This window comes from Ruegeria sp. BB1 (assembly GCF_056539465.1).
Genome location: NZ_JBQFVB010000001.1, coordinates 935,961 through 957,678, shown reverse-complemented (window position 1 = coordinate 957,678; position 21,718 = coordinate 935,961). Strand labels below are relative to the sequence as shown.

The 21,718-nt window shown below is 57.0% G+C and carries 21 protein-coding genes; 14 read left to right on the top strand and 7 right to left on the bottom strand.

Going from position 1 to position 21,718, the window contains the following annotated elements; translation table 11 throughout:
• Positions 1-3 precede the first annotated feature (3 nt).
• A complete protein-coding gene (locus ACR0AL_RS04770; RefSeq protein WP_058281113.1) occupies positions 4-459 on the bottom strand; it encodes an Lrp/AsnC family transcriptional regulator in 456 nt (151 codons plus the stop codon).
• 145 nt (positions 460-604) lie between these two features.
• Between ACR0AL_RS04770 and hppD the strand changes: the two genes are divergently transcribed.
• Entirely contained in the window at positions 605-1,702 is a 1,098-nt protein-coding gene (gene hppD / locus ACR0AL_RS04765) for a 4-hydroxyphenylpyruvate dioxygenase (RefSeq protein WP_170348387.1), read from the top strand.
• Between the two features lie 40 nt (positions 1,703-1,742).
• Here the strand turns inward: hppD and ACR0AL_RS04760 are convergent, their stop codons facing one another.
• Positions 1,743-3,590 carry a hypothetical protein gene (locus ACR0AL_RS04760; protein ID WP_368040126.1) on the bottom strand — a complete coding sequence of 616 codons (1,848 nt, stop codon included), beginning with the start codon at positions 3,588-3,590 and terminating at the stop codon, positions 1,743-1,745.
• Between the two features lie 209 nt (positions 3,591-3,799).
• On the opposite strand from ACR0AL_RS04760, the gene ACR0AL_RS04755 reads away from it, so the two are divergent.
• The gene (locus tag ACR0AL_RS04755) at positions 3,800-4,495 is read left to right on the top strand and encodes an SIMPL domain-containing protein (protein WP_170348389.1); all 696 of its coding nucleotides are present in this window, start codon (positions 3,800-3,802) and stop codon (positions 4,493-4,495) included.
• On the opposite strand, the gene ACR0AL_RS04750 is transcribed toward ACR0AL_RS04755, so the two are convergent.
• The 3 genes from ACR0AL_RS04750 to ACR0AL_RS04740 form a co-directional block, all read right to left on the bottom strand.
• Positions 4,451-5,209, bottom strand: coding sequence for a GNAT family N-acetyltransferase (locus ACR0AL_RS04750; RefSeq protein ID WP_170348390.1), 759 nt, complete (start codon positions 5,207-5,209; stop codon positions 4,451-4,453). The two genes, ACR0AL_RS04755 and ACR0AL_RS04750, sit on opposite strands and share 45 nt — an antisense overlap.
• Before the next feature lie 3 nt (positions 5,210-5,212).
• Positions 5,213-6,505, bottom strand: coding sequence for an O-acetylhomoserine aminocarboxypropyltransferase/cysteine synthase family protein (locus ACR0AL_RS04745; RefSeq protein ID WP_170357970.1), 1,293 nt, complete (start codon positions 6,503-6,505; stop codon positions 5,213-5,215).
• 72 nt (positions 6,506-6,577) lie between these two features.
• The gene (locus tag ACR0AL_RS04740; RefSeq protein ID WP_170374890.1) at positions 6,578-7,573 is read right to left on the bottom strand and encodes a hypothetical protein; all 996 of its coding nucleotides are present in this window, start codon (positions 7,571-7,573) and stop codon (positions 6,578-6,580) included.
• 313 nt (positions 7,574-7,886) lie between these two features.
• On the opposite strand from ACR0AL_RS04740, the gene ACR0AL_RS04735 reads away from it, so the two are divergent.
• Genes ACR0AL_RS04735 through preA form a run of 3 tightly spaced genes read left to right on the top strand, consistent with a single transcriptional unit; the run spans position 7,887 to position 11,427 of the window.
• Positions 7,887-9,221, top strand: coding sequence for an NAD(P)-dependent oxidoreductase (locus ACR0AL_RS04735; RefSeq protein ID WP_480662134.1), 1,335 nt, complete (start codon positions 7,887-7,889; stop codon positions 9,219-9,221).
• 46 nt (positions 9,222-9,267) lie between these two features.
• Positions 9,268-10,104 carry a methyltransferase domain-containing protein gene (locus ACR0AL_RS04730; RefSeq protein ID WP_170357977.1) on the top strand — a complete coding sequence of 279 codons (837 nt, stop codon included), beginning with the start codon at positions 9,268-9,270 and terminating at the stop codon, positions 10,102-10,104.
• 18 nt (positions 10,105-10,122) lie between these two features.
• Positions 10,123-11,427, top strand: coding sequence for an NAD-dependent dihydropyrimidine dehydrogenase subunit PreA (gene preA, locus ACR0AL_RS04725; protein WP_480646372.1), 1,305 nt, complete (start codon positions 10,123-10,125; stop codon positions 11,425-11,427).
• A gap of 213 nt (positions 11,428-11,640) precedes the next feature.
• On the opposite strand, the gene ACR0AL_RS04720 is transcribed toward preA, so the two are convergent.
• Positions 11,641-11,937 carry a putative quinol monooxygenase gene (locus tag ACR0AL_RS04720; protein WP_170348396.1) on the bottom strand — a complete coding sequence of 99 codons (297 nt, stop codon included), beginning with the start codon at positions 11,935-11,937 and terminating at the stop codon, positions 11,641-11,643.
• A 108-nt stretch (positions 11,938-12,045) separates the two neighbouring features.
• On the bottom strand, positions 12,046-12,654 hold the full coding sequence (locus tag ACR0AL_RS04715) for a TetR family transcriptional regulator C-terminal domain-containing protein (RefSeq protein ID WP_170348397.1): 609 nt from the start codon (positions 12,652-12,654) through the stop codon (positions 12,046-12,048).
• Between the two features lie 171 nt (positions 12,655-12,825).
• Between ACR0AL_RS04715 and ACR0AL_RS04710 the strand changes: the two genes are divergently transcribed.
• The 9 genes from ACR0AL_RS04710 to ACR0AL_RS04670 all read left to right on the top strand — a co-directional run bounded on the left by ACR0AL_RS04710 (position 12,826) and on the right by ACR0AL_RS04670 (position 21,714).
• On the top strand, positions 12,826-14,076 hold the full coding sequence (locus ACR0AL_RS04710) for a Zn-dependent hydrolase (protein WP_170348398.1): 1,251 nt from the start codon (positions 12,826-12,828) through the stop codon (positions 14,074-14,076).
• Between the two features lie 91 nt (positions 14,077-14,167).
• The gene (gene hydA, locus ACR0AL_RS04705) at positions 14,168-15,622 is read left to right on the top strand and encodes a dihydropyrimidinase (RefSeq protein ID WP_170357995.1); all 1,455 of its coding nucleotides are present in this window, start codon (positions 14,168-14,170) and stop codon (positions 15,620-15,622) included.
• A 56-nt stretch (positions 15,623-15,678) separates the two neighbouring features.
• On the top strand, positions 15,679-16,473 hold the full coding sequence (locus ACR0AL_RS04700; protein ID WP_480662132.1) for an ABC transporter ATP-binding protein: 795 nt from the start codon (positions 15,679-15,681) through the stop codon (positions 16,471-16,473).
• 7 nt (positions 16,474-16,480) lie between these two features.
• Positions 16,481-17,398 carry an ABC transporter permease gene (locus ACR0AL_RS04695; protein WP_170349379.1) on the top strand — a complete coding sequence of 306 codons (918 nt, stop codon included), beginning with the start codon at positions 16,481-16,483 and terminating at the stop codon, positions 17,396-17,398.
• A complete protein-coding gene (locus ACR0AL_RS04690) occupies positions 17,395-18,240 on the top strand; it encodes an ABC transporter permease (protein ID WP_170348401.1) in 846 nt (281 codons plus the stop codon). The genes ACR0AL_RS04695 and ACR0AL_RS04690 overlap by 4 nt, the downstream gene beginning before the upstream one ends.
• Positions 18,241-18,296: 56 nt before the next feature.
• Positions 18,297-19,286, top strand: a complete 990-nt coding sequence (locus tag ACR0AL_RS04685; protein WP_170409475.1) for an ABC transporter substrate-binding protein — start codon at positions 18,297-18,299, stop codon at positions 19,284-19,286.
• Between the two features lie 153 nt (positions 19,287-19,439).
• Positions 19,440-20,153: an ABC transporter permease gene (locus ACR0AL_RS04680; RefSeq protein WP_170348403.1), complete on the top strand. Its 714-nt coding sequence runs from the start codon at positions 19,440-19,442 to the stop codon at positions 20,151-20,153.
• Entirely contained in the window at positions 20,146-20,880 is a 735-nt protein-coding gene (locus tag ACR0AL_RS04675; RefSeq protein ID WP_480662130.1) for an ATP-binding cassette domain-containing protein, read from the top strand. The genes ACR0AL_RS04680 and ACR0AL_RS04675 overlap by 8 nt, the downstream gene beginning before the upstream one ends.
• An 18-nt stretch (positions 20,881-20,898) precedes the next feature.
• Positions 20,899-21,714 carry an ABC transporter substrate-binding protein gene (locus ACR0AL_RS04670; RefSeq protein ID WP_480662128.1) on the top strand — a complete coding sequence of 272 codons (816 nt, stop codon included), beginning with the start codon at positions 20,899-20,901 and terminating at the stop codon, positions 21,712-21,714.
• Positions 21,715-21,718: the final 4 nt, after the last annotated feature.

Genomic DNA, 21,718 nt, shown 5'->3' with positions numbered 1-21,718 from the left:
GGGTCAGGTGGGCAACGGGGCGTCGCGTTTGAGCTGGTCCATCACGATTTGGCTTTGAACCCGCGCCACGGCAGGATGCGGCAGGATCACCTGGTGAAGCAAGCGGTTGAGCGCGGCTAGATCGTCGCAATAGACATGCAGCAGGTAATCTGCCTCACCTGTCATCGTCCAGGCGCTGGTGATCTCAGGCCGCGTGTCCACCATTCGTGCAAAGCTCTGCGATTGTTCGGGGCCGTGGGTGCCCAGATGTACTTGAACGAATCCCTGAACATGCAGCCCAAGTTTCAGCGGGTCCAGTCGCGCCGCGTATCCGGTGATGTATCCTTCGGCCTCTAGCCGTTGCCGCCGCCGCCCGGCCTGACTGGGCGACAGGTTCAGCATCTCACCCAGTTGATGTGCAGTTAGATGGGCATCCACCTGCAAAGCGGATAACAGGCGCATATCGGTGGAATCCAACATATGCGGAAAATCTCCAAAATTTCGCGCAAACATGCGGAATTTGCGCACTCTTGCCTAGTTTACACGAAAACTATGCGCAGAAACAGCGCCAGTTAAGGCATATTTTGGAATCAGCAAAGAAATTCCTGTTTTAAGGAGACGCGCCATGGGTCCTTTCCCCCACAACGCCCCGAAATCTGTGATCAGCAAAGAAAACCCGGTCGGTACGGACGGGTTTGAATTTGTAGAGTTCGCCCACCCCGAACCGCAGGAGTTGCGCGACCTGTTTGCCAGAATGGGTTATGAAAAAGTCGGCCACCACAAGGATAAGCCCACGGTCGAGCTGTGGCAGCAGGGTGACGTGACCTATATCCTCAACGCTGACTCTGAAAGTTTTGCGGCCCGCTTTGCTGCAGAACATGGCCCCTGTGCTTCGGCGATGGGCTGGCGCGTTGTGGACGCGCAAAAAGCTTATGAACACGCTGTGGCCAAAGGTGCAGAACCCTATGATGCGGCGGACAAGGTCATGAATGTTCCGGCGATCAAGGGGATCGGTGGCTCGCTGATCTATTTCATCGATCAGTACCACGACACTTCGCCATATAACCAAGAGTTCACCTGGACCACACAGTCCAAGCCGCGTGGCGACGGTTTCTATTACCTCGATCATCTGACGCACAACGTCTATCGCGGGAATATGGATAAGTGGTTCGAATTCTACGAAACTCTGTTCAACTTCCGCGAAATTCGTTTTTTTGACATTCAGGGCAAATTTACCGGCCTTTTCAGCCGCGCTCTGACGTCGCCTTGTGGACGCATTCGCATTCCGATTAACGAAGATCGGGGCGAAACCGGGCAGATCGTGTCCTATCTCAACAAGTATAAAGGTGAGGGGATCCAGCATATCGCAGTGGGCAGCGAAGATATCTATGCCTCGACCGACGCGATTGCCGAGAAGGGTTTGAAATTCATGCCTGGCCCGAACAAATCCTATTACGAGATGTCCAAGGAACGGGTTGCCGACCATGACGAGCCGTTGGACCGTATGATGAAGCACGGCATTCTGATTGACGGCGAAGGTGTTCTGGATGGCGGCGAGACCAGAATCTTGCTGCAAATCTTCTCAAAAACTGTGATCGGCCCGATCTTTTTCGAGTTCATTCAGCGAAAGGGCGACGATGGGTTTGGCGAGGGAAACTTTCAGGCCCTATTCGAATCTATCGAACGCGAACAGATCGAAAGCGGCGAAATTTCAGCGGCTTGAGTTCGTGTGTTAAAGCATAATGCGGGCGTTCGCGTCCGCGTTAGCTGCGCGGCATCTTCAGCGTCAGGTTCCTGCCTTTTTTCTGATAGCGCAATTCGCTGTCACCAATTGCGATGACCTTGCCGCCGTCCACCCTGTCACCGACCTTCAGCTTCTTATAACGACCGCTAGGCAGCCGCACCAGCGCGCGGCGGTTGGCGGGTGTTCCATAAACCCCGATCAGGTTCAGTTTGCGCAGGTTTAGCGCGTTGTCGATCGTCGCCTGACGCGCGACCGAAGCGGCAGACGGAATCTTTGGAGCAACGGCTTTGGGTTGGAATGACCCGGCCTCGACCTGACCGATGGCCGCCGTTGACCCCAGATTGGCGGTTTGCGTCCCGGTAGGTGGTGCAAGACCTGCCGGGCGGGATTTTGGTCGCGGCACGCGCACCACCGCCAGTGCAGTGGGGGTATAGTCAATCTGCGGCTGTTGTTGCAGTGAGGCAGGGCGCAGTTTGGGGCGCCGCCCCGCCAGTTCTTCACGCGTTCGTCCGCCCAACTGCTGACGTTCGAACTGTTCGATCAGATCGCTGGGGCGGGGCTTTGGGCGCAGCCCGGCCAACCTGTCAGGAGTTTCCTCAAGGATGGGTTCCTCTTCGAACCGGACAGGTGGCTCGGGTGGTGTCTTCGAAGGGCGCCCGAGATAGACGACAATACCGTCCGGGTTCAGCGTCCCCTCGGCGCTGGGTGTGACCAGGCCGCGATCATCAAGCTCGAACTGGGCGCCGGCGGTGCTGGGCAGTACAACCTGTTCAAAGGGTTCATCTGTGTCAAAGCTTTGTGCCGCGGGCAGGGCAACGGCGTCAGTCGACAGGTTGGAGTTGTCGACCGAAGCCAGATACGGCTCATCCTGGGGGGGGAAAGCCGGGGGTAACAGGGGATCTGGCGCGATGATCTCAAGACCGGGTTGGGCTGACGTTGCTTGGATCACAGGGTCGCGGGCAACCTCTTCCACGATTGTCGGGGCGATGTTTAAGGCCTCGAGAATAGCTGTGTCCGTGGGCGAAAGATCGGGTTGAATATTCTCGTTTTGGGCAGGTGCGTCCTGTTCAGAAAGGGTGGCGTCCGTATCAAGCTCAGCCGTTTCGGCAGGTGGCACTCCGGGCGTGGTCGGGTTCTCGGTTTCGACACTGGCCTGAGGGGTGGGTGCGGGCAGGGCGTCTTCTACCTGTGCCGTTTCCGGTTCGGCTGTTTGTGTCTCGTTTGATCCGATCAGCGCCCATGCGCCCAACACTGCCGCTATCCCCAGCGCTGCCGTGGCTGGTACAACGTACTTTTTTGTAAATACCTCAGTGGGTATTTTGGTGGGGGCGGAGGCCGCCGGCGCAGATCGGAATACATCCGGGGCTGCTTCTGCGGCGATGGGATGTACATTTGGTTCTGCTGCGTCCGATTGAACCTCATCTTTGGCCTCGGTCGAAAAGGGTACAGTTTCTGAAGCCCCAAACAATGGTTCAGAAGGGAAAGAACTGGCGTCGGTATCTGTAGTGAAATGAACCGGTATGAAACCGTGTTCGGTTGCAAAGTCGCGTGCCTCATCCAGTGTTTGTTGCGTCACGGCGGCGACATAGGTGGTGGGGCCGACGGTCGCGGTGTCAAAAACCAAGTCCTCGACCGTATATGGCGTAGCCTCGGCCAGCTTTTCCTTTGCGTCTTCTCCCAAGGGCTGATTGTCAGTTTCCACCGACAAAAAACGCACCTGCTCGGTCGGGATTATGACCTTGCACCGTAGGTTGTTTTCCAAAGCAAATGCTTTTTCCCGCAGGGCGTGAAGTTGCGCATTCAGGTCCGGCGCGTCCAATGCAACCTTACCAATGCAAAACCAATCCTCATCGGATTGGTGGTGCACAGATATTCCGGTTGCAGAAAAAGACAGCGCAAAGGCGGGTTTCATATTCCCGAGGAACCATAATTGTCAGCATCGATGCAAACGACTTTTCGTCCGCAGGCTGACATTAAAGCAGGATCTCGCCGAGGGAAAGAAAAAGCCAGCGCTTCCCCTTGTCTGATAAACCCTGGCGGCCCCATCTTAGTACAGAAGATATTGGAGGGAAGACCTTGAAGAAAATCGCTTTTCTGGCCGCAATGCTGGCCGTGACAGCTGCAGGTATGGCCCATGCGGAAGAACGTCGCATCTTGGTAGATGCAACCGGCACCGTTCAGGCTGCACCGGATATGGCAACCATCACATTGGGTGTCACCAACGAGGATCCGCAGGCGTCAAATGCGATGCAGGCGACATCTGATGCGGTGGCGCAGATTCTGAAACGGCTTGAGGATATGGGCGTCGAATCCCGCGACGTTCAAACCCGCGATCTGTCGTTGTCGCCGGTTTGGTCCGGGCGCAACAATCAAAGTGGTGAACGGCCCGAGATTTCCGGCTTTGTGGCATCGAACAATGTGCAGGTCCGTGTCCGTGACCTGACACAGTTGGGCACGATCATGGATGGGGTCATTCAGGACGGTGCGAATGATTTCGGTGGGCTCAGTTTTGGTGTGCAGGACCCCGCACCGCTGCAGGCGCAGGCGCGAGCCAAAGCTGTTGCCGAAGCAACTGCAAAGGCGGAACAACTGGCACAGGCGGCCGATGTAACTCTGGGTCAGGTTCAGCAGATCAGCGAGCGGGTCGGAGGAATCAACCCCGCACCGCAGATGCGTGCGATGGCCATGGCCGAAGGGGGCGGTGTGCCTGTCGCGGGGGGTGAGATTTCAGTCTCGGTCAACGTGTCGATGGAATTCGGGATGGCCGAGTGATCCTTTGCCTTGACTGCGGGCCTGCAGCGGTTGTCGCTGTTGGCCCGTCTGGTCAAAATTGTCAGGTGATAGCCAAGCCTCAAACGCGGCCTTGATCCGCGGCCATTCACTGTCGAGGATCGAATACCAGGCCGTATCCCGGTTCCGACCTTTGTAATGGGTGGCCTGCCGAAAAATGCCTTCGAATGTAAAACCCAATCGTTCAGCCGAACGGCAGGAAGCAGCATTCAGGGCATCGCATTTCCACTCATAGCGGCGATAGCCCAACTCGTCGAAGACGCGGCGCATCATCAGATACATGGTCTCGGTCGATTTTGGGCTGCGCTGCAGCAGGGGTGAAAAGTGAATGTGGCCGACCTCGATCACACCTGCCGCGGGTTCGATCCGCAAAAATGAAGCCATGCCAATTGGCGTTTCGTCTTCGTCTAAGACCGTGTGGAACATCGGATCGGCATCCATGCATGTGGCGCGGGTCCAATCCTCGAAATCCTGCTCCCTGTCGAAGGGACCGTAGGGCAGATAGGTCCAGTTGTGCCCATCCGCGTCGTTGGCAAACGCCCGGTAAAGTCCGGGCGCATGCCGGTTCACGTCCAGCGGCACGACGGAACAATACTGACCTTCCATCGGTGTATAGGGCGGCGTGGGACGCGGGAATTCGCCCGAAACCGGCAGACCGATGGGTTGACCCAGTTCGTTGGTATCGTGGCCGCTCATGACTCAGGCCGTTGCCTTGGCCAGCGCCTGATCCAGATCGGCGATCAGGTCGTCTGCGTCTTCGATGCCGATGGAGACGCGGACTACGCCGGGGCCTGCACCTGCGGCCTCTTGCTGTTCAGGCGTCAACTGACGGTGGGTGGTCGAGGCTGAGTGAATGATCAGCGACCGCGCATCGCCAAGGTTGGCGACATGGCTGAAAATCTCAAGCGCGTTCACCAGTTTGACACAGGCGTCATAACCACCCTTGACCGCAAAGGTGAACAATGCGCCGGCACCCTTTTTATAGTGTGCTTTCACCCGGTCATGATAGGGCGAGGAGGGCAGACCCGCATAGGTCACATAGTCCACGCGGTCGTCTGCTTCGAGCCAGGCAGCGATCTTTTGGGCGTTTTCCACGTGGCGTTCCATCCGAAGGGATAGGGTTTCAACCCCCATCAGCGTGTAATGCGCGGCTTGCGGGTTCATGGTCATGCCCAAATCGCGCAGGCCAATGGCGATACCGTGAAAGGTAAAAGCCAGCGGGCCAAAGGTCTCGTGGAACTTCAGTCCGTGATAGGCTTGTTCCGGTTCGCTGAGCGAAGGGAACTTGTCATTCGCCGACCAGTCGAACTTGCCCGAATCCACGATACAGCCGCCGGTGACCGTGCCATTGCCGGTCAGGTACTTGGTCGTCGAATGCACAACCAGCGTCGCGCCCTGTTCGATGGGGCGGCATAGGTACGGTGTGGCCGAGGTGTTGTCGACGATCAGGGGGATACCTGCTGCGTCAGCGATATCCGCCATGGCCTGAATGTCGGTCACATACCCACCCGGATTGGCAATTGATTCACAGAATATCGCCCGGGTGTTTTCGTCGATGGCATTTTTTACGGCGTCCAGATCATCGGTGTCGACAAACTTGGCCGACCAGCCAAAGCGTTTGATCGTCTGGCTGAACTGCGTGACCGTGCCGCCATAAAGGCGCGTCGAGGACACCACGTTGCAGCCCGGTCCCATCAGCGGGAACAGCGCCATGATCTGTGCCGCATGACCAGAAGAACAGCAGACTGCGCCCACTCCGCCTTCCAGTGTGGCGATACGTTCTTGCAATACGGCCACAGTAGGGTTGGTCAGGCGGGAATAGATGAAGCCAACCTCTTGCAAGTTGAACAGCGCCGCCGCGTGATCGGCATCGCGAAACACATAAGCTGTCGTTTGATAAATCGGAGTCTGACGCGCGCCCGTTGCCGGATCGGGCCGTGCGCCCGCGTGAATCTGAAGTGTGTCAAAACCGTAGGTAGGGCCGTCAGACATTGCTAAAATCTCCTGTTGGAATGTTTGTTGCTGAATCTCTAGGCGATTGAGCGCGTGCGCACAACAATCCTGTCAGCGCATCCACAGGCCCTTGTTCTTGATTGTATTGCGAATGACCTGTTCGCGCTGGGGCAGGTTATCACGGTCGAACAGGTCCCGGATCTTGTGGCCCTTACGCTGCAAAACCAGCTTTTTGATCGGGTCATATCCCTTGAGAACCTTCTTGACCCGGTTGGGGGCCACGACGGTTTCAAGCACCTCAATCACATGGTCGCTTTCGCGGGCATAGAGCAGGGGGAACAGACGATAGTGGCAGCTGACCGATCCATCCAGCAGGCCCGGGGGCAGGGTATCCCGCCCGCCACCGAAGGAATGGACAACCAACGGCAGCGCGGCCTGATCCAGCCATGGGTCAAGGTTCTGCCCGGCCAGTTCGGGGATATTCCCATCCCGGATCGTGCGGGCAAAGTCCAGAAAACGCGTGCCGAACTTGCGCGGGCAGGAATAATAGAAATAGCCCGCGTTGAAGTACAAATACCGCCGCCAGTAATTCTCGGGCTGGCTGGTATCCAATGAGCTTTCGAAGTCCAGTTCGAACCGGTGATAGAGGGCGCTCCAGATACCATCGAAACCAGGGCCATACAGGGTGGGTTTGGGCCACGTCCCTTCGACCTTTTGCGAGGCGCCAGGTCGGTCAAAATCAAACGGTACCGAAGCCAGATCACCGGTGATCAGCGTATCGCTGTCAAAGAACACGAAAGGCTCGCCTTCTGGCAGCGCCAGCAATGCCTCGATCTTGTTGCCGTGGGGATAGCTGTTGCCGAAGACATGGTTGTCGAATGGCAGGATTTCCGCATCCAGTTGCCGCAACGCTTTCAGAACGTCCTCGTTCCGGATGCTTGGGTCTTGCGGCCAGCGCTGGCCGGGCTGTGGTACCGCCACAAACAGCCGACCCTCGAAATTCGGTGAGCTATGGCGCAGAGAGGCGGCAAACAGCAGTGCCTCATACTGTAGCCGGTTGTTTTGCCCGATGATGACGATGTTGAACTTCGGGTGGGTGGCCTGCATCGAATGACTTTCAGGTATCTGGCCGTTGACCGGCGCTGCTCGGGTTGAGTTTGACCTACATTACGCAGCTGGCTCCGTCAAAACCAGATGCCGGAAAAACCGGAATTCGTGGCTGCAGTCTGCCCTGCGCAATCAGTCTTTGGGCACAACAGGAGTATCGAATGCCAATAAAACAGGCGATTTCCTCAGTAAAACGGGTGGAATTTTCCGGATTTTTTGATTTTTTGATGATTTTCTAAATTTTACCAATTGATAAAAAATCAGATTGTGGCAAGCTGAGAACATAACGAACATATCTACAGGGAGTAGAGCGATGGCACAGGGCCAGATTGCCCCCGGCATTGTCTCCGGGCGGCTTTCCAGCGATGAGCTGACATCGAATTTCACGGACTTGCACCCGCCATTGGCCACGCATGAGGCCGCAGTGGCCGCAGATCGGTGCTATTTCTGTTATGACGCGCCATGTGTGACGGCCTGTCCGACGGATATCGATGTTCCGTTGTTCATGCGTCAGATTCAGGCAGGGCAACCTGAGGCGGCGGGTGAAACCATTCTGGCGCAGAACATTCTGGGCGGCATGTGCGCCCGTGTCTGTCCGACCGAGACATTGTGCGAAGAGGCCTGCGTACGTGAAACGGCCGAGGGTGCCCCGGTCGAGATTGGCCGCCTTCAGCGTTATGCGACGGACAGCGTGATGGTTTCCGGGGATCACCCGTTTGAACGCGCTGCGTCAACAGGCAAGACTGTTGCTGTGATCGGGGCAGGGCCTGCGGGTCTGGCCTGTGCGCACCGGTTGGCGATGTTTGGGCATGACGTGGTGATCCACGAGGGCAAACCCAAGCCGGGCGGTCTGAACGAATATGGCATCGCTGCTTATAAGTCGACCAATGACTTTGCACAGGCCGAGGTGGACTGGCTGCTAAAGATCGGCGGTATCACGATCGAGACCGGCTCGGTTCTGGGTGAGGGTATCTCGCTGGACGGTCTGGTCGAAAATTACGACGCTGTCTTTTTGTCCATCGGTTTGGCCGGCGTGAACGCCCTGCGCTCACAAGGGGCTGATCTGGATGGCGTGCGCTTTGCCGTCGATTTCATCTCGGATGTGCGCCAGGCTTCTGATCTGGCGCATTTGCCGGTTGGTCGCAACGTCGTGGTGATCGGTGGCGGAATGACGGCCGTTGACGCCGCAGTGAAATCAAAACTGCTGGGGGCTGAGCATGTCACCATCGCTTATCGGCGTGGCCGCGATGCGATGGGGGCCAGCCGATATGAACAGGACCTCGCCTCATCCCACGGCGTCAAGATCATGACCAATGTGCAACCCGTTGCCGTTCATGGAAACGGAGCAGCGGCAGAGATCGAGCTGGAGTACACATCCAGCCATGACGGCCAGCTGTCGGGGACCGGAGAAATCATCCGCGTGCCCGCCGATCAGGTCCTCAAGGCGATTGGCCAGACGCTGGATGGCGCACCGGATGGATTGACGCTGGACGGCAACAAGATCGCTGTGACGGGCGCTGGGCGTACCTCGATGGATGGCGTCTGGGCCGGGGGCGATTGCGCAGCTGGTGGCGAAGACCTGACCGTAACCGCCGTGGCCGAAGGCCGCGATGCGGCGATGGACATCCACGCAACGCTTGTTTCGTGATAGGATGGGGCATTCACCCCATCCCATTCGCTGCTGAGGTATTCTCATGTCCCAGATCGAAAAAGCTGTTGCGCAACACTACACAACCGGTGCCCTCACGGAGCGTATGCGTGAGGCACTAAAGGCAAGTGGCATTGACCCAAACGCGGCCACGGTTGCAGACCTCAAGGCTGGTGATGAGTTCCACACAGGCGGGGTTCTGGCAACGGACAACCTGTTTGCCCAGCTTTCGCCGACCCATGCGACCCGCGTCCTGGATGTCGGGAGCGGCATCGGCGGGACGTCGCGCTACATCGTGGATCGCTATGACTCGACAGTGACCGGGGTCGACCTGACGCCTGAATTTGTCGAAACGGCCACTGCATTGAGTGAACTTGTCGGGCATTCCGACAAAACAAGTTTTCTGGTGGGTAGCGCACTGGATATGCCCGTGCCCGATGCGGGTTTTGATCTTGCCGTTATGATGCACGTTGGGATGAACATCGAAGACAAGGCGGGTCTTTTTGCAGAAGTGTCGCGCGCTCTGGCCTGGGATGGTTCCTTTGCCCTGTTTGATGTGATGGGAGGGGACGTGGACGAACCGCTGGCCTTTCCTCTGCCCTGGTCAACTGTTGCCGAGACCTCATTTGTAGATATGCCGGAGGTTTACAAGAACGCGGCGGCCTCGGCGGGTCTTGAGCTGGTAGCCGAGACAGACCGGACCGAGTTCGCGCTTGCTTTTTTCGAAGAAGTTTTCGCGCGCATCGCCGAGAGCGGCCCGCCCCCATTGGGCATCCACCTTATGATGGGCGAGACGGCGCCCGAAAAGTTTCAAAACTACGTCATGAACCTCAAGGCCGGGCGCATTCGCCCGACCGAAATGATATTCAAGAAATCCGGCTGAGCCGGGAAGGGAGAAGCTATGGCCGATCTGACAACAAACTTTCTGGGTATTTCCAGCCCCAACCCATACTGGTTGGCCTCGGCGCCACCGACGGATAAGGAATATAACGTCCGCCGTGCTTTTGAGGCCGGATGGGGCGGAGTTGTGTGGAAAACGCTCGGGGCCGAGGGACCTCCGGTCGTAAACGTCAACGGGCCGCGCTACGGCGCGATTTATGGCGCTGATCGTCGGCTGCTGGGCCTGAACAACATCGAACTGATCACCGATCGCCCGCTTGAGGTGAACCTTGAAGAAATGGCGCGGGTCAAGGCAGATTACCCGGACCGTGCGCTGATCGCTTCGATCATGGTGCCGTGCGAAGAAGAGGCATGGAAAGCCATCTTGCCGCGTGTGGCAGAAACCGGCGCAGACGGGATCGAGTTGAACTTCGGTTGCCCGCATGGGATGAGCGAGCGCGGTATGGGCTCGGCCGTGGGGCAGGTGCCAGAATATATCGAAATGGTGACCCGCTGGTGTAAGCAGTACTACGACCGCCCGGTTATCGTAAAGTTGACGCCGAACATCACCGATATCCGCAAGCCAGCTGAGGCGGCTAGAAATGGCGGCGCGGACGCGGTGTCGTTGATCAACACGATCAACTCAATCACCAGCGTCAATCTGGACACATTCAGCCCCGAGCCGTCGATTGATGGCAAGGGCAGCCACGGCGGGTATTGTGGCCCGGCGGTAAAGCCGATTGCCCTGTCGATGGTGTCCGAAATTGCCCGTGCCCAAGCCACGCAGGGCCTGCCGATATCCGGTATCGGTGGCGTGACCACGTGGCGCGATGCGGCTGAATTCATGGCGTTGGGATGTGGGACCGTGCAGGTGTGTACCGCCGCAATGACCTATGGGTTCAAGATTATCGACGAACTGACTGCCGGACTGTCCAAGTGGATGGATGAAAAGGGCTATACAGACGTATCGCAAGTCGTAGGTCTTGCTGTGCCGAATGTGACCGACTGGCAGTATCTGAATCTGAACTACGTTGCCAAGGCCAAGATCGACCAAGATCAGTGCATCAAATGCGGTCGCTGCTATGCCGCGTGTGAAGACACCAGCCATCAGGCGATTTCAATGTCCGAAGATCGGGTTTTTGAGGTCATGGATGACGAATGCGTCGCCTGTAATCTGTGCGTGGATGTCTGCCCGGTGGACGGGTGTATCTCAATGGAGCCGATGACAGCCGGTGAGGTCGATCCGCGTACCGGAGATGAAGTGCAGCCTGGCTATGCCAACTGGACGACGCATCCCAATAATCCAATGGCGAAAGCGGCCGAGTAGATTGGTTAACTGAAACAAAGACAAGGGGCTGGTATAGGCCAGCCCTTTTCAAATGGCTCAGAAAATTTGAGCGATCCTGCAGGTCTGGTCAATGTTCGCTCTCGATAGGCTATCGGGAATCAAAAAACGACCGAAGCCCTTCTGAAACGCGCCCGCTCGTAAAGCCAAAGCTATCCATTGGGAATCGCGAACTAGATGGAAAATCGCCGTAAGCTAACTGTCGACAAGCTCATAATGTCTGATTGAGCGCGACTCGACCAGTTCAGCTTCCATAGGATCAATATGAGGGCTGGAAATATCGTCACCTACAAAAGCCTTCAGAGACTCAAGGTCTTCCCAAACCATAACAAAACTAAACTCTCTGGGTGTATCGGCACGCGGCGCCCCGGGTATGACCTGAACTATCCCTTTCGTTCCCTTCATGAGCGGGATCGCCGTCTCGTGAAAGAACTTCCCGAACTCTTCTTCTTTGCCGGGGCGTGTAACGACCTGAAATATGCGAATGATCATGCAGTCACCTTCCTTTCGGTGTTGCTGCCGCATGAAAGTCACCTCAATTGACCCAGTATATCATGGCAAGATGGAATGGTCTGCCAAGGGTTCCGTGAGACTGTTTTTCTAGGGTGCCAGAAGTTTGCGATAAAGCGTATCAATAAACGGTTCAGCACCTGCGAACGGATCCTCGTTGCCCAGAATGGCACGGACCTGCACATCGAAATCGGCGTAGTGCTGCGTCAAGGCCCAGATTGAAAAGATCAGATGATAGGGATGCAGGCGCGCAATTTTGCCCTCATCCATCCATTGCGTCAGGATCGTGGTTTTATCGTCCACCAGCGCCTTAAGGTCATTCGACAAAGCCTCGTGAATGCGCGGTGCGCCCTGAACAAGCTCGTTCGCGAACAGGCGGCTTTCACGCGGCAACTCACGGCTCATCTGCAATTTGCGGCGGATGTAGGACAGGATTTCCTCCATCGGGTCTCCGTCGGCATCCAACTCGTGTAAGGGGGCCAACCATGTGTCCAACAGCCCCGAAAGCAGGGCAGTATGGATCGCCTCTTTCGACGGGAAATAATACAGTAAATTCGGCTTGCTTAGCCCAGCTTCGGCAGCAATCTGATCAACAGTTGCGCCGCGAAATCCGTGGGCGGAAAACACGTTCAGCGCGGCCTCGAGAATCGCAGCGCGGTTCTTTCTCTGTATTCGGGTCGGGGCGCGATCCTTGGGCATGTTTCCAGCGTGTCTCTTTTTTTGCCATGCGGGGGCCAATTATGCCGAAAATTCCGGCGGCACCATGCAATTTCTTGACTGATCTCGAACCCGTGATAGCGTGAGTTTGACCAGATGGTCAAATCAAGACACCAAAAGCGAGCCAAATCGCAAGCAACAGGGAAGACACCAATGGCAGCTCCGGCGCAAAACCTCAGGATCAATGGCGACAGACTTTGGGATAGCCTGATGGAGATGGCAAAGATTGGCCCCGGTGTTGCTGGGGGCAACAACCGCCAGACCCTGACGGATGAGGATGCTGAAGGGCGCGCCTTGTTCCAGAAATGGTGCAAGGACGCGGGCTGTACAATGGGCCTGGATCAAATGGGCAATATGTTTGCTCGCCGAGAGGGGGCTGACCCCGAGGCTCTGCCGGTTTATGTAGGTTCACATCTGGATACGCAGCCGACCGGCGGGAAATATGACGGCGTGCTGGGCGTGCTGGGCGGGTTAGAGATCATACGGACGCTGAATGATCTGGACATCAAAACCAAACATCCTATCGTGGCGACCAACTGGACCAACGAAGAGGGCACACGTTACGCGCCGGCTATGTTGTCTTCGGGCGTTTTTGCTGGAATGCACACGCAGGATTGGGCCTATGACCGCGAGGATGCCGAGGGCAAAAAGTTTGGCGATGAATTGAATCGCATCGGCTGGCGGGGCGACGAAGAGGTCGGCGCACGTAAGATGCACGCTTTCTTTGAGCTGCATATCGAACAAGGGCCGATCCTTGAGGCCGAGGGTAAGGACATCGGCGTTGTTACTCATGGGCAGGGCCTGAGCTGGACACAGATTACCGTGACGGGCAAGGACTCCCATACTGGGTCGACCCCGATGCCAATGCGCAAGAATGCTGGCCTTGCAATGGCACGCATCCTTGAGAAAGTGGATGAAATCGCCTGGTCGCATGCGCCCCATGCGGTCGGTGCAGCAGGGCATATCGATGTCTATCCGAACTCTCGCAACGTGATCCCCGGCAAGGCTGTTTTCACGGTCGATTTCCGCTCACCCGAATTGGACGTGATCACCGACATGGTTAACCGCCTGCGTGTTGCCGCCGAAGATATCGTCGAAGAGATGGGCCTTCAGATCGAATTCGAGAAAGTTGGCGGCTTTGACCCTGTGACGTTCGACGAGGGGTGCGTAAAGGCGGTTCGCGATGCGGCAGAGAGGTTGGGGTATTCGCACACCGACATCATCTCGGGCGCAGGACATGATGCGTGCTGGATCAACCGAGTGGCACCAACCGCGATGGTCATGTGTCCGTGCGTTGATGGGCTGAGCCACAACGAGGCCGAAGAGATCAGTAAAGACTGGGCGGCCGCCGGGGCAGATGTTCTGTTTCATGCGGTCGTCGAAACCGCAGAGATTGTGGAGTAAGGGACGCTGCCCCTGTCGCCCGAAAAGCGACTCACCCGAGGTATTTTGGCCAGTTGAAGCAAGCGGCGCAGACCGCGTCAGGGAGATTAAAATGAGCACTGTTATCAAAAACGGAACCGTCGTGACCGCCGATCTTTCCTATAAGGCGGATGTGCTGGTCGAAGGCGGTGTGATCACCGAGATCGGAATGGATCTTAAGGGCGACAAAGTGCTTGATGCGACGGGGTGTTACGTGATGCCCGGTGGGATTGACCCGCACACGCATCTTGAGATGCCGTTCATGGGAACCTATTCCAGCGATGATTTCGAAAGCGGGACGCGAGCGGCGCTGGCCGGGGGCACCACGATGGTGGTCGATTTCGCGCTGCCAAACCCCGGTGAGGGTCTGCTTGATGCCTTGAAGCGCTGGGATAATAAGTCGACCCGTGCAAACTGCGATTACTCCTTCCATATGGCGGTGACCTGGTGGGGCGAACAGGTGTTTGACGACATCAAAACGGTGATCGAGACGCGCGGCATCAATACGTTCAAGCACTTCATGGCCTACAAGGGCGCACTGATGGTGAATGACGATGAGTTGTTTGCCTCGTTCAAGCGATTGGCTGAGTTGGGTGGCATCGCGATGGTGCATGCTGAAAACGGCGATGTCGTGGCTGAGTTAAGCGCCAAGCTGCTGGCCGAAGGAAATACAGGCCCCGAAGCGCATGCGTATTCGCGACCGCCACAGGTTGAAGGCGAGGCGACCAACCGGGCCATTATGATTGCCGATATGGCGGGCGTGCCGCTTTACGTGGTGCATACATCCTGTGAAGAGGCGCATGAAGCCATTCGCCGGGCCAAGATGAATGGAAAACGGGTGTGGGGTGAGCCTCTGATCCAGCACCTGACGTTGGATGAAAGCGAGTATTTCCATCAGGATTGGGACCACGCGGCGCGGCGCGTCATGAGCCCCCCGTTCCGGAACAAACAGCATCAGGACAGTCTATGGAACGGGTTGCATTCCGGGACATTGAGCGTTGTGGCCACTGACCATTGCGCCTTTACCACCGACCAAAAGCGTTTTGGCGTCGGTGACTTTACCAAGATACCGAATGGGACCGGTGGGCTGGAGGATCGGATGCCGATGCTGTGGACCCATGGTGTGAATACGGGGCGTTTGACGATGAATGAGTTTGTGGCCGTGACTTCAACAAACATCGCCAAAATATTGAATTGCTATCCTAAAAAGGGTGCGATCCTTGTGGGGGCGGATGCCGATATCGTTGTATGGGACCCTGAGAAAGCAAAAACGATCAGCGCTGATACCCAGCAATCGTCGATCGACTACAACGTGTTCGAGGGTAAAGAGGTCAAAGGTCTGCCGCGCTTTACGCTGACCCGTGGACAGGTGGCCGTGCATGACGGTGAAATCCGCACGCAGGAAGGGCATGGAGAGTTTGTAGCGCGCGAGCCCAATGGTCACGTGAACAAGGCGCTGAGTACGTGGAAAGAGCTGACTGCGCCGCGCCCGGTTGAGCGGACGGGCATTCCGGCGACGGGTGTCTGATTGCGCAGGGATTGTCACCAAGGCACCCTAAAGCCAAACCTTTTCAAGGCAATGGAATGAATACTGAAAGCACTACCCAGCCCGTAATCGAGGCAAGGCAGTTGGACCTTACCTTCCAAACAAACGACGGGCCAATCCATGCGCTCAAGGATGTGAACCTGACAGTCGACAAAGGCGATTTCGTCAGCTTCATCGGCCCCTCGGGCTGTGGAAAAACCACCTTTCTGCGCTGTATCGCGGCGCTGGAAACACCGACAGGGGGAATGTTAACCGTCAACGGAATGACCCCGGATGAGGCGCGGCGGAACCGGGCCTATGGCTATGTGTTTCAGGCGGCGGGGCTATATCCTTGGCGGACCATTGCCAAGAACATTAAACTACCCTTGGAAATCATGGGTTATTCCGCCAGCGAGCAGGAAGAGAGGGTTAAAAAAGTTCTGGAACTTGTTGATCTAGAGGGATTTGGCGGGAAATTCCCCTGGCAGCTTTCTGGCGGCATGCAGCAACGTGCCAGCATTGCGCGGGCGCTGGCTTTTGACGCCGATATCCTTTTGATGGATGAGCCCTTTGGCGCGCTGGATGAGATCGTGCGCGATCACCTGAACGAACAGCTTCTGGCACTTTGGGCGCGCACTGAAAAGACCATCGGTTTCGTGACGCACTCGATCCCCGAGGCGGTGTATCTCAGCACAAAGATCGTGGTGATGAGCCCGCGACCGGGACGGATCACTGATGTGATCGATAGCCCTCTGCCAAAGGAACGGCCGCTGGATATTCGCGACACGTCGGAATTCATCGAAGTCGCCCATCGTGTGCGCGAGGGTCTGAGGGCGGGGCATACGGATGACTAGTGCAGGGATCAAAGCTGTCTGGGCCGTCTTGACTGTTGTAGGCGTCATTATCCTGTTCTGGTATGCCGCCAGCGTGCCGATGAACATCAAAGGCGTTCTGACTGAATTCGAACGAGCCGGGGAACAGGTCGATCCGCCCAAAGCTGTTGACCGCCGCGACATGAGCGAGTTCGAGTTGGTCATCGACAACCCCTATGCCATTGATGAGACATGGGAACAGGACCGACCGCGTTTGCCCGCACCGCATCAGGTGGCCGAAGAGCTGTGGGACACCACGGTCGAGAAGAAAATCACCTCGAAAAGATCATTGATCTATCATTCCTGGGTGACACTCAGCGCCACTATTCTGGGTTTTGCGATTGGCACCGGGTTGGGCATTCTGCTGGCAGTGGGAATTGTACACAGCCGAGTGATGGACCTGTCGGTCATGCCCTGGGCCATTGTTAGCCAAACTATTCCAATCATCGCGCTGGCCCCGATGATCATCGTGGTGCTGTATTCGATAGGTATTCAGGGGATCATCCCCAAGGCGATCATCTCGGCCTACCTTAGCTTTTTCCCCGTCGTGGTCGGTATGGTGAAGGGGCTGCGCAGCCCCGATGCGATGCAATTGGACCTGTTGCGCACGTATAACGCCAGTCGGTCTCAGGGGTTCTGGAAGCTGCGTTTACCAGCGTCGATGCCGTATCTGTTTACTTCGCTGAAAATCGGAATCGCGGCCTCACTGGTTGGGGCTATCGTCGGAGAGCTGCCGACAGGGGCCGTGGCTGGTTTGGGTGCGCGGCTACTGGCCGGCAGCTATTACGGTCAGACCGTGCAAATCTGGTCGGCATTGTTTGCGGCGGCCATCCTGGCGGCCTGTCTGGTCGGGCTGTTGGGTCTGATCGAGCGCGCGGTCCTGAAACGGATGGGGATGGCGCAATGATACCTGTTCTTGGTGCAATTGGCGTCTGGCTGTTTGGCTGGTGGTTGAACAGCCGCCTGGCCAGTGGACCTTATGCCGATACAAAGACGGTGCGGTTTTTGGCGCCGCTGATCTTTGGACTGACCGTGATTGCAATTTGGGAACTGCTGGTGCGCGGGCTTGATGTGCCGTTGGTCATTTTGCCTGCACCGTCAGTGATCGCTGTGCGCTTTGCTGACAGCCTGCCAATCCTGTGGGCGGATTTCGTGCAAACCATCATCAAAGGCGCGCTGAGCGGTTACATTATCGGTTGCGGATCGGCCTTCCTGATGGCGATTGCCGTGGATCGCTGGGATTTCCTGCGCCTCGGATTGTTGCCAGTCGGGAACTTTGTAGCGGCCCTGCCTATTGTCGGGACGGCCCCCATTCTGGTGATGTGGTTCGGGTTCGACTGGCACTCCAAGGCAGCAGTGGTCGTGGTGATGGTGTTCTTTCCCATGCTGGTGAACACCGTTGCCGGTCTACGAGAAGCCACCGTCATGCAGCGCGACCTGATGGAGACCTATGCCGCGACCTATTGGCAGAGCTTTCTGAAGTTACGTTTGCCCGCTGCGATGCCGTTTGTTTTCAATGGGCTAAAGATTTCTACCACTCTGGCGCTGATCGGCGCTATCGTGGCCGAGTTCTTTGGCTCTCCAACTCTGGGCATGGGCTTTCGGATATCGACCAGTGTCGGGCAACTGTCACTGGATATGGTCTGGGCCGAGATTGTCGTGGCTGCTTTGGCCGGGACGGCGTTTTATGGGCTGGTCGCCATGATCGAAAAGGGGGTGACATTCTGGCACCCGTCGCAACGCGGATAAATGGAAATTAACAGACCCCGAAAATGGGGCGCCAACAACAACTAGGAGATATGAAGATGAACAAGCTACTCAGCGGGGTGATTGCTGCCTTTAGTCTGACTGCCAGCGCAGCGCTGGCCGCAGATGAGGTGACTTTGCAACTCAAATGGGTCACTCAGGCGCAGTTCGCGGGTTACTATGTGGCCAAAGACAAAGGGTTCTACGAGGAAGAAGGACTGGACGTCACCATTTTGCCTGGCGGCCCGGATATCGCACCGACTCAGGTCATTGCCGGGGGTGGTGCGGATGTGACCGTCGAATGGATGCCCGCCGCACTGGCCGCACGCGAAAAGGGTCTGCCCCTGGTGAATATCGCGCAGCCGTTCAAAAGCTCAGGCATGATGTTGACCTGCTGGAAAGATGCCGGGATTTCCTCGCCCGAGGATCTAAAGAACCGCACGCTGGGTGTTTGGTTTTTTGGTAATGAATTCCCGTTCATGAGCTGGATGAGCCAGTTGGGTATCGACACCGGTGGCAAAAGTGAAAACGGCGTCGAGGTTCTGAAACAGGGCTTTAACGTTGATCCTTTGCTGCAGCGTCAGGCCGATTGCATCAGCACCATGACCTATAATGAATATTGGCAGGTCATCGATGCTGGCGTCAGCCCGGATGAGCTGGTCACTTTTAAGTATGAAGACCAGGGCGTGGCGACGCTGGAGGACGGTTTGTATGTGCTTGAGGAAAACTTGGGTGACGCGGCCTTTGTTGAAAAAATGGAGCGTTTTGTTCGTGCTTCGATGAAAGGCTGGAAATACGCTGAAGAACACCCTGATGAGGCAGCCGACATCGTGCTTGAGAATGACGCGACCGGTGCCCAGACCGAAGAGCATCAGAAGCGCATGATGGGCGAGATAGCCAAACTGACCGCGGGTTCGAATGGCGCGTTGGATCCGGCCGATTTTGAACGTACCGTGGGTACCTTGCTGGCAGGTGGGTCTGACCCAGTGATCACCAAGCAGCCCGATGGGGCCTGGACGCATCAGATTACCGACGCGGCGCTGAACTGAACCAAGCCAATTGCCTGAACACGCGCGGCCCCAACCGGGGCCGCGTTTTCGTTTGGGGATGTCGGAATCGTGTCTGTACTTGGTGAGTAAATGGTCTAGTATCTTTATGAAATTAGGCGCATTTTGTACGAAATGCTCGTTATGTGGTAGGAAATGCAGGGATTTGCATCAGAATTCAACTTGGCGATGACTCTGATCCTCAACGGGGATGCAGAGTTGTGGGCGATTGTGTTGCTGTCCCTGAAAGTTTCCATCTTTGCCGTGCTGATTTCTGCGTTGATTGGCATGCCCGTTGGTGCGGCTTTGGCGGTCGCTCGGTTTCCGGGACGTCGAATTCTGATCGTGCTGATGAATGCTTTGATGGGGTTCCCACCGGTCGTTGTCGGGCTGCTGGTCTATCTGATGCTGTCGCGTTCTGGGCCGCTGGGTGTGCTTGAGTTACTGTATACACCGACCGCGATGATCATAGCGCAGGTGGTTCTAGTTACCCCCATCATCGCAGCGTTGACCCGGCAAGTGGTCGAATTGCTGGCCGAGGAGTATTCGGAACAGCTCCGCTCACTGGGGGTGTCCCGGCTGGCATCGGTTCCGGTGCTGTTGTGGGATGCGCGATTGGCGCTGGTGACCGCACTGCTGGCTGGGTTTGGTCGGGCCATTGCCGAGGTCGGTGCGGTGATCATCGTTGGCGGCAACATCAATCACGTGACGCGTGTTATGACGACGACCATTGCTTTGGAGACCTCAAAGGGCAATCTGGCGCTGGCGTTGGCACTGGGGGCGATCCTGATCGGTATCGCGGTGGCGGTGAACGCCATGGTCAGCACGCTCAGCCTGCGAGCCGAGCAGGAGGGGTTGCGCCATGCGTGATTTGACTTTGCAATTGGCCAGTTGTTTGTCGGTTGATGGGATGCGGATCACCCGTAAAGGCAAGGCCTTGTTGGATGTGCCGCAGCTTATCCTTGATGGTCCGGGGCCAACCTTGATCCTTGGGCCGAATGGATCGGGCAAAAGCCTGCTGCTGCGCTGTCTGCATGGGCTGATCGTACCGGATCGCGGGCAAGTTCGGCAGGATGGTGTCGAGCTGAATGCTGATCACAAGGCGAGGCAGGCGATGGTGTTTCAGCAGCCCGTGCTGTTGCGCCGGACCGTTGCTTCCAACCTGGATTTTGTGCTGAAGCGCCAGGGAATGCCGCGCAACACGCGCAAGTCCCGGATCGAGGAATTGCTGACCGAAGGCGGCCTGGATGGCAAAGCCCGCCAATCCGCCCGGTCCCTGTCAGGGGGAGAAGCGCAGCGGCTGACCATTCTACGCGCCCTCGCGCTGGACCCTGAGACGTTGTTTCTGGACGAACCCACCAGCGCGCTTGATCCCAATGCCACGCAGATGATCGAAAGAATGATCCTGCGCGCCTCAACCCGGGGTGTCCGCATCGTTATGGTGACGCATGACATCGGGCAGGCCCGGCGGTTAGCCGCCGATATCGTGATGATGCAGGGTGGTCACGTGGTTGAACATGGGGCGGCCAAACAGGTACTGGATGCCCCCAAAAGCGACGCCGCACGCCGATATCTGGCTGGCGGGCTAGTCACTTAAACAATAACGGAGATCTAAATGATCCGTACTTTTTTTCGAGCAGCTCTTTTCGCCGTAGGTCTGACCGCTGCGTCCGCCAACGCCGAGGAACCCTTTATCGTGGTGCAATCGACAACGTCCACTCAGAATTCGGGTTTGCTGGATTACATCCTGCCGGGGTTCGAGGCCGAGACGGGTATTGACGTACGTGTTGTTGCCGTGGGCACCGGTCAGGCGATCCGCAATGCCATCAACGGGGATGGGGACGTGTTGCTGGTGCATTCCAGACCAGCCGAGGAACAATTCGTTGACGACGGTTGGGGGGTCGAGCGGTTTGACGTGATGTACAACGATTTTGTTCTGGTCGGGCCAAAATCCGATCCGGCCAAGGTGCGGGGTGGCATGGATATCGTTGAGGCGCTGGTTGCGGTGTCCGAAGCCGAAGCGCCCTTTGCCTCGCGCGGAGATGACAGCGGAACGCACAAGGCCGAGATGCGCCTTTGGGATTGGGCGGGTGCCGATCCGACCGCCGCATCGGGGACGTGGTACCGCGAGACCGGCTCGGGCATGGGGGCGACTTTAAACGTGGCCAGCGGGATGGGGGCCTATGTGCTGACGGATCGCGCCACGTGGCAATCCTTTGGCAACAGGGGGGATCTAGAGATTCTGGTCGAGGGTGACCCGCGTCTATTCAATCAGTACGGTATCATCCTTGTGAACCCGGATAAGCATCCGCAGGTCCGGGCCGCAGCGGGTCAACGGTTCATTGACTGGCTGATCGGCCCCGACGGGCAGGCGGCCATTGCGTCTTACAAGCTGGATGGTGAGCAGTTGTTCTTTCCCAATGCCGAGTGATCGG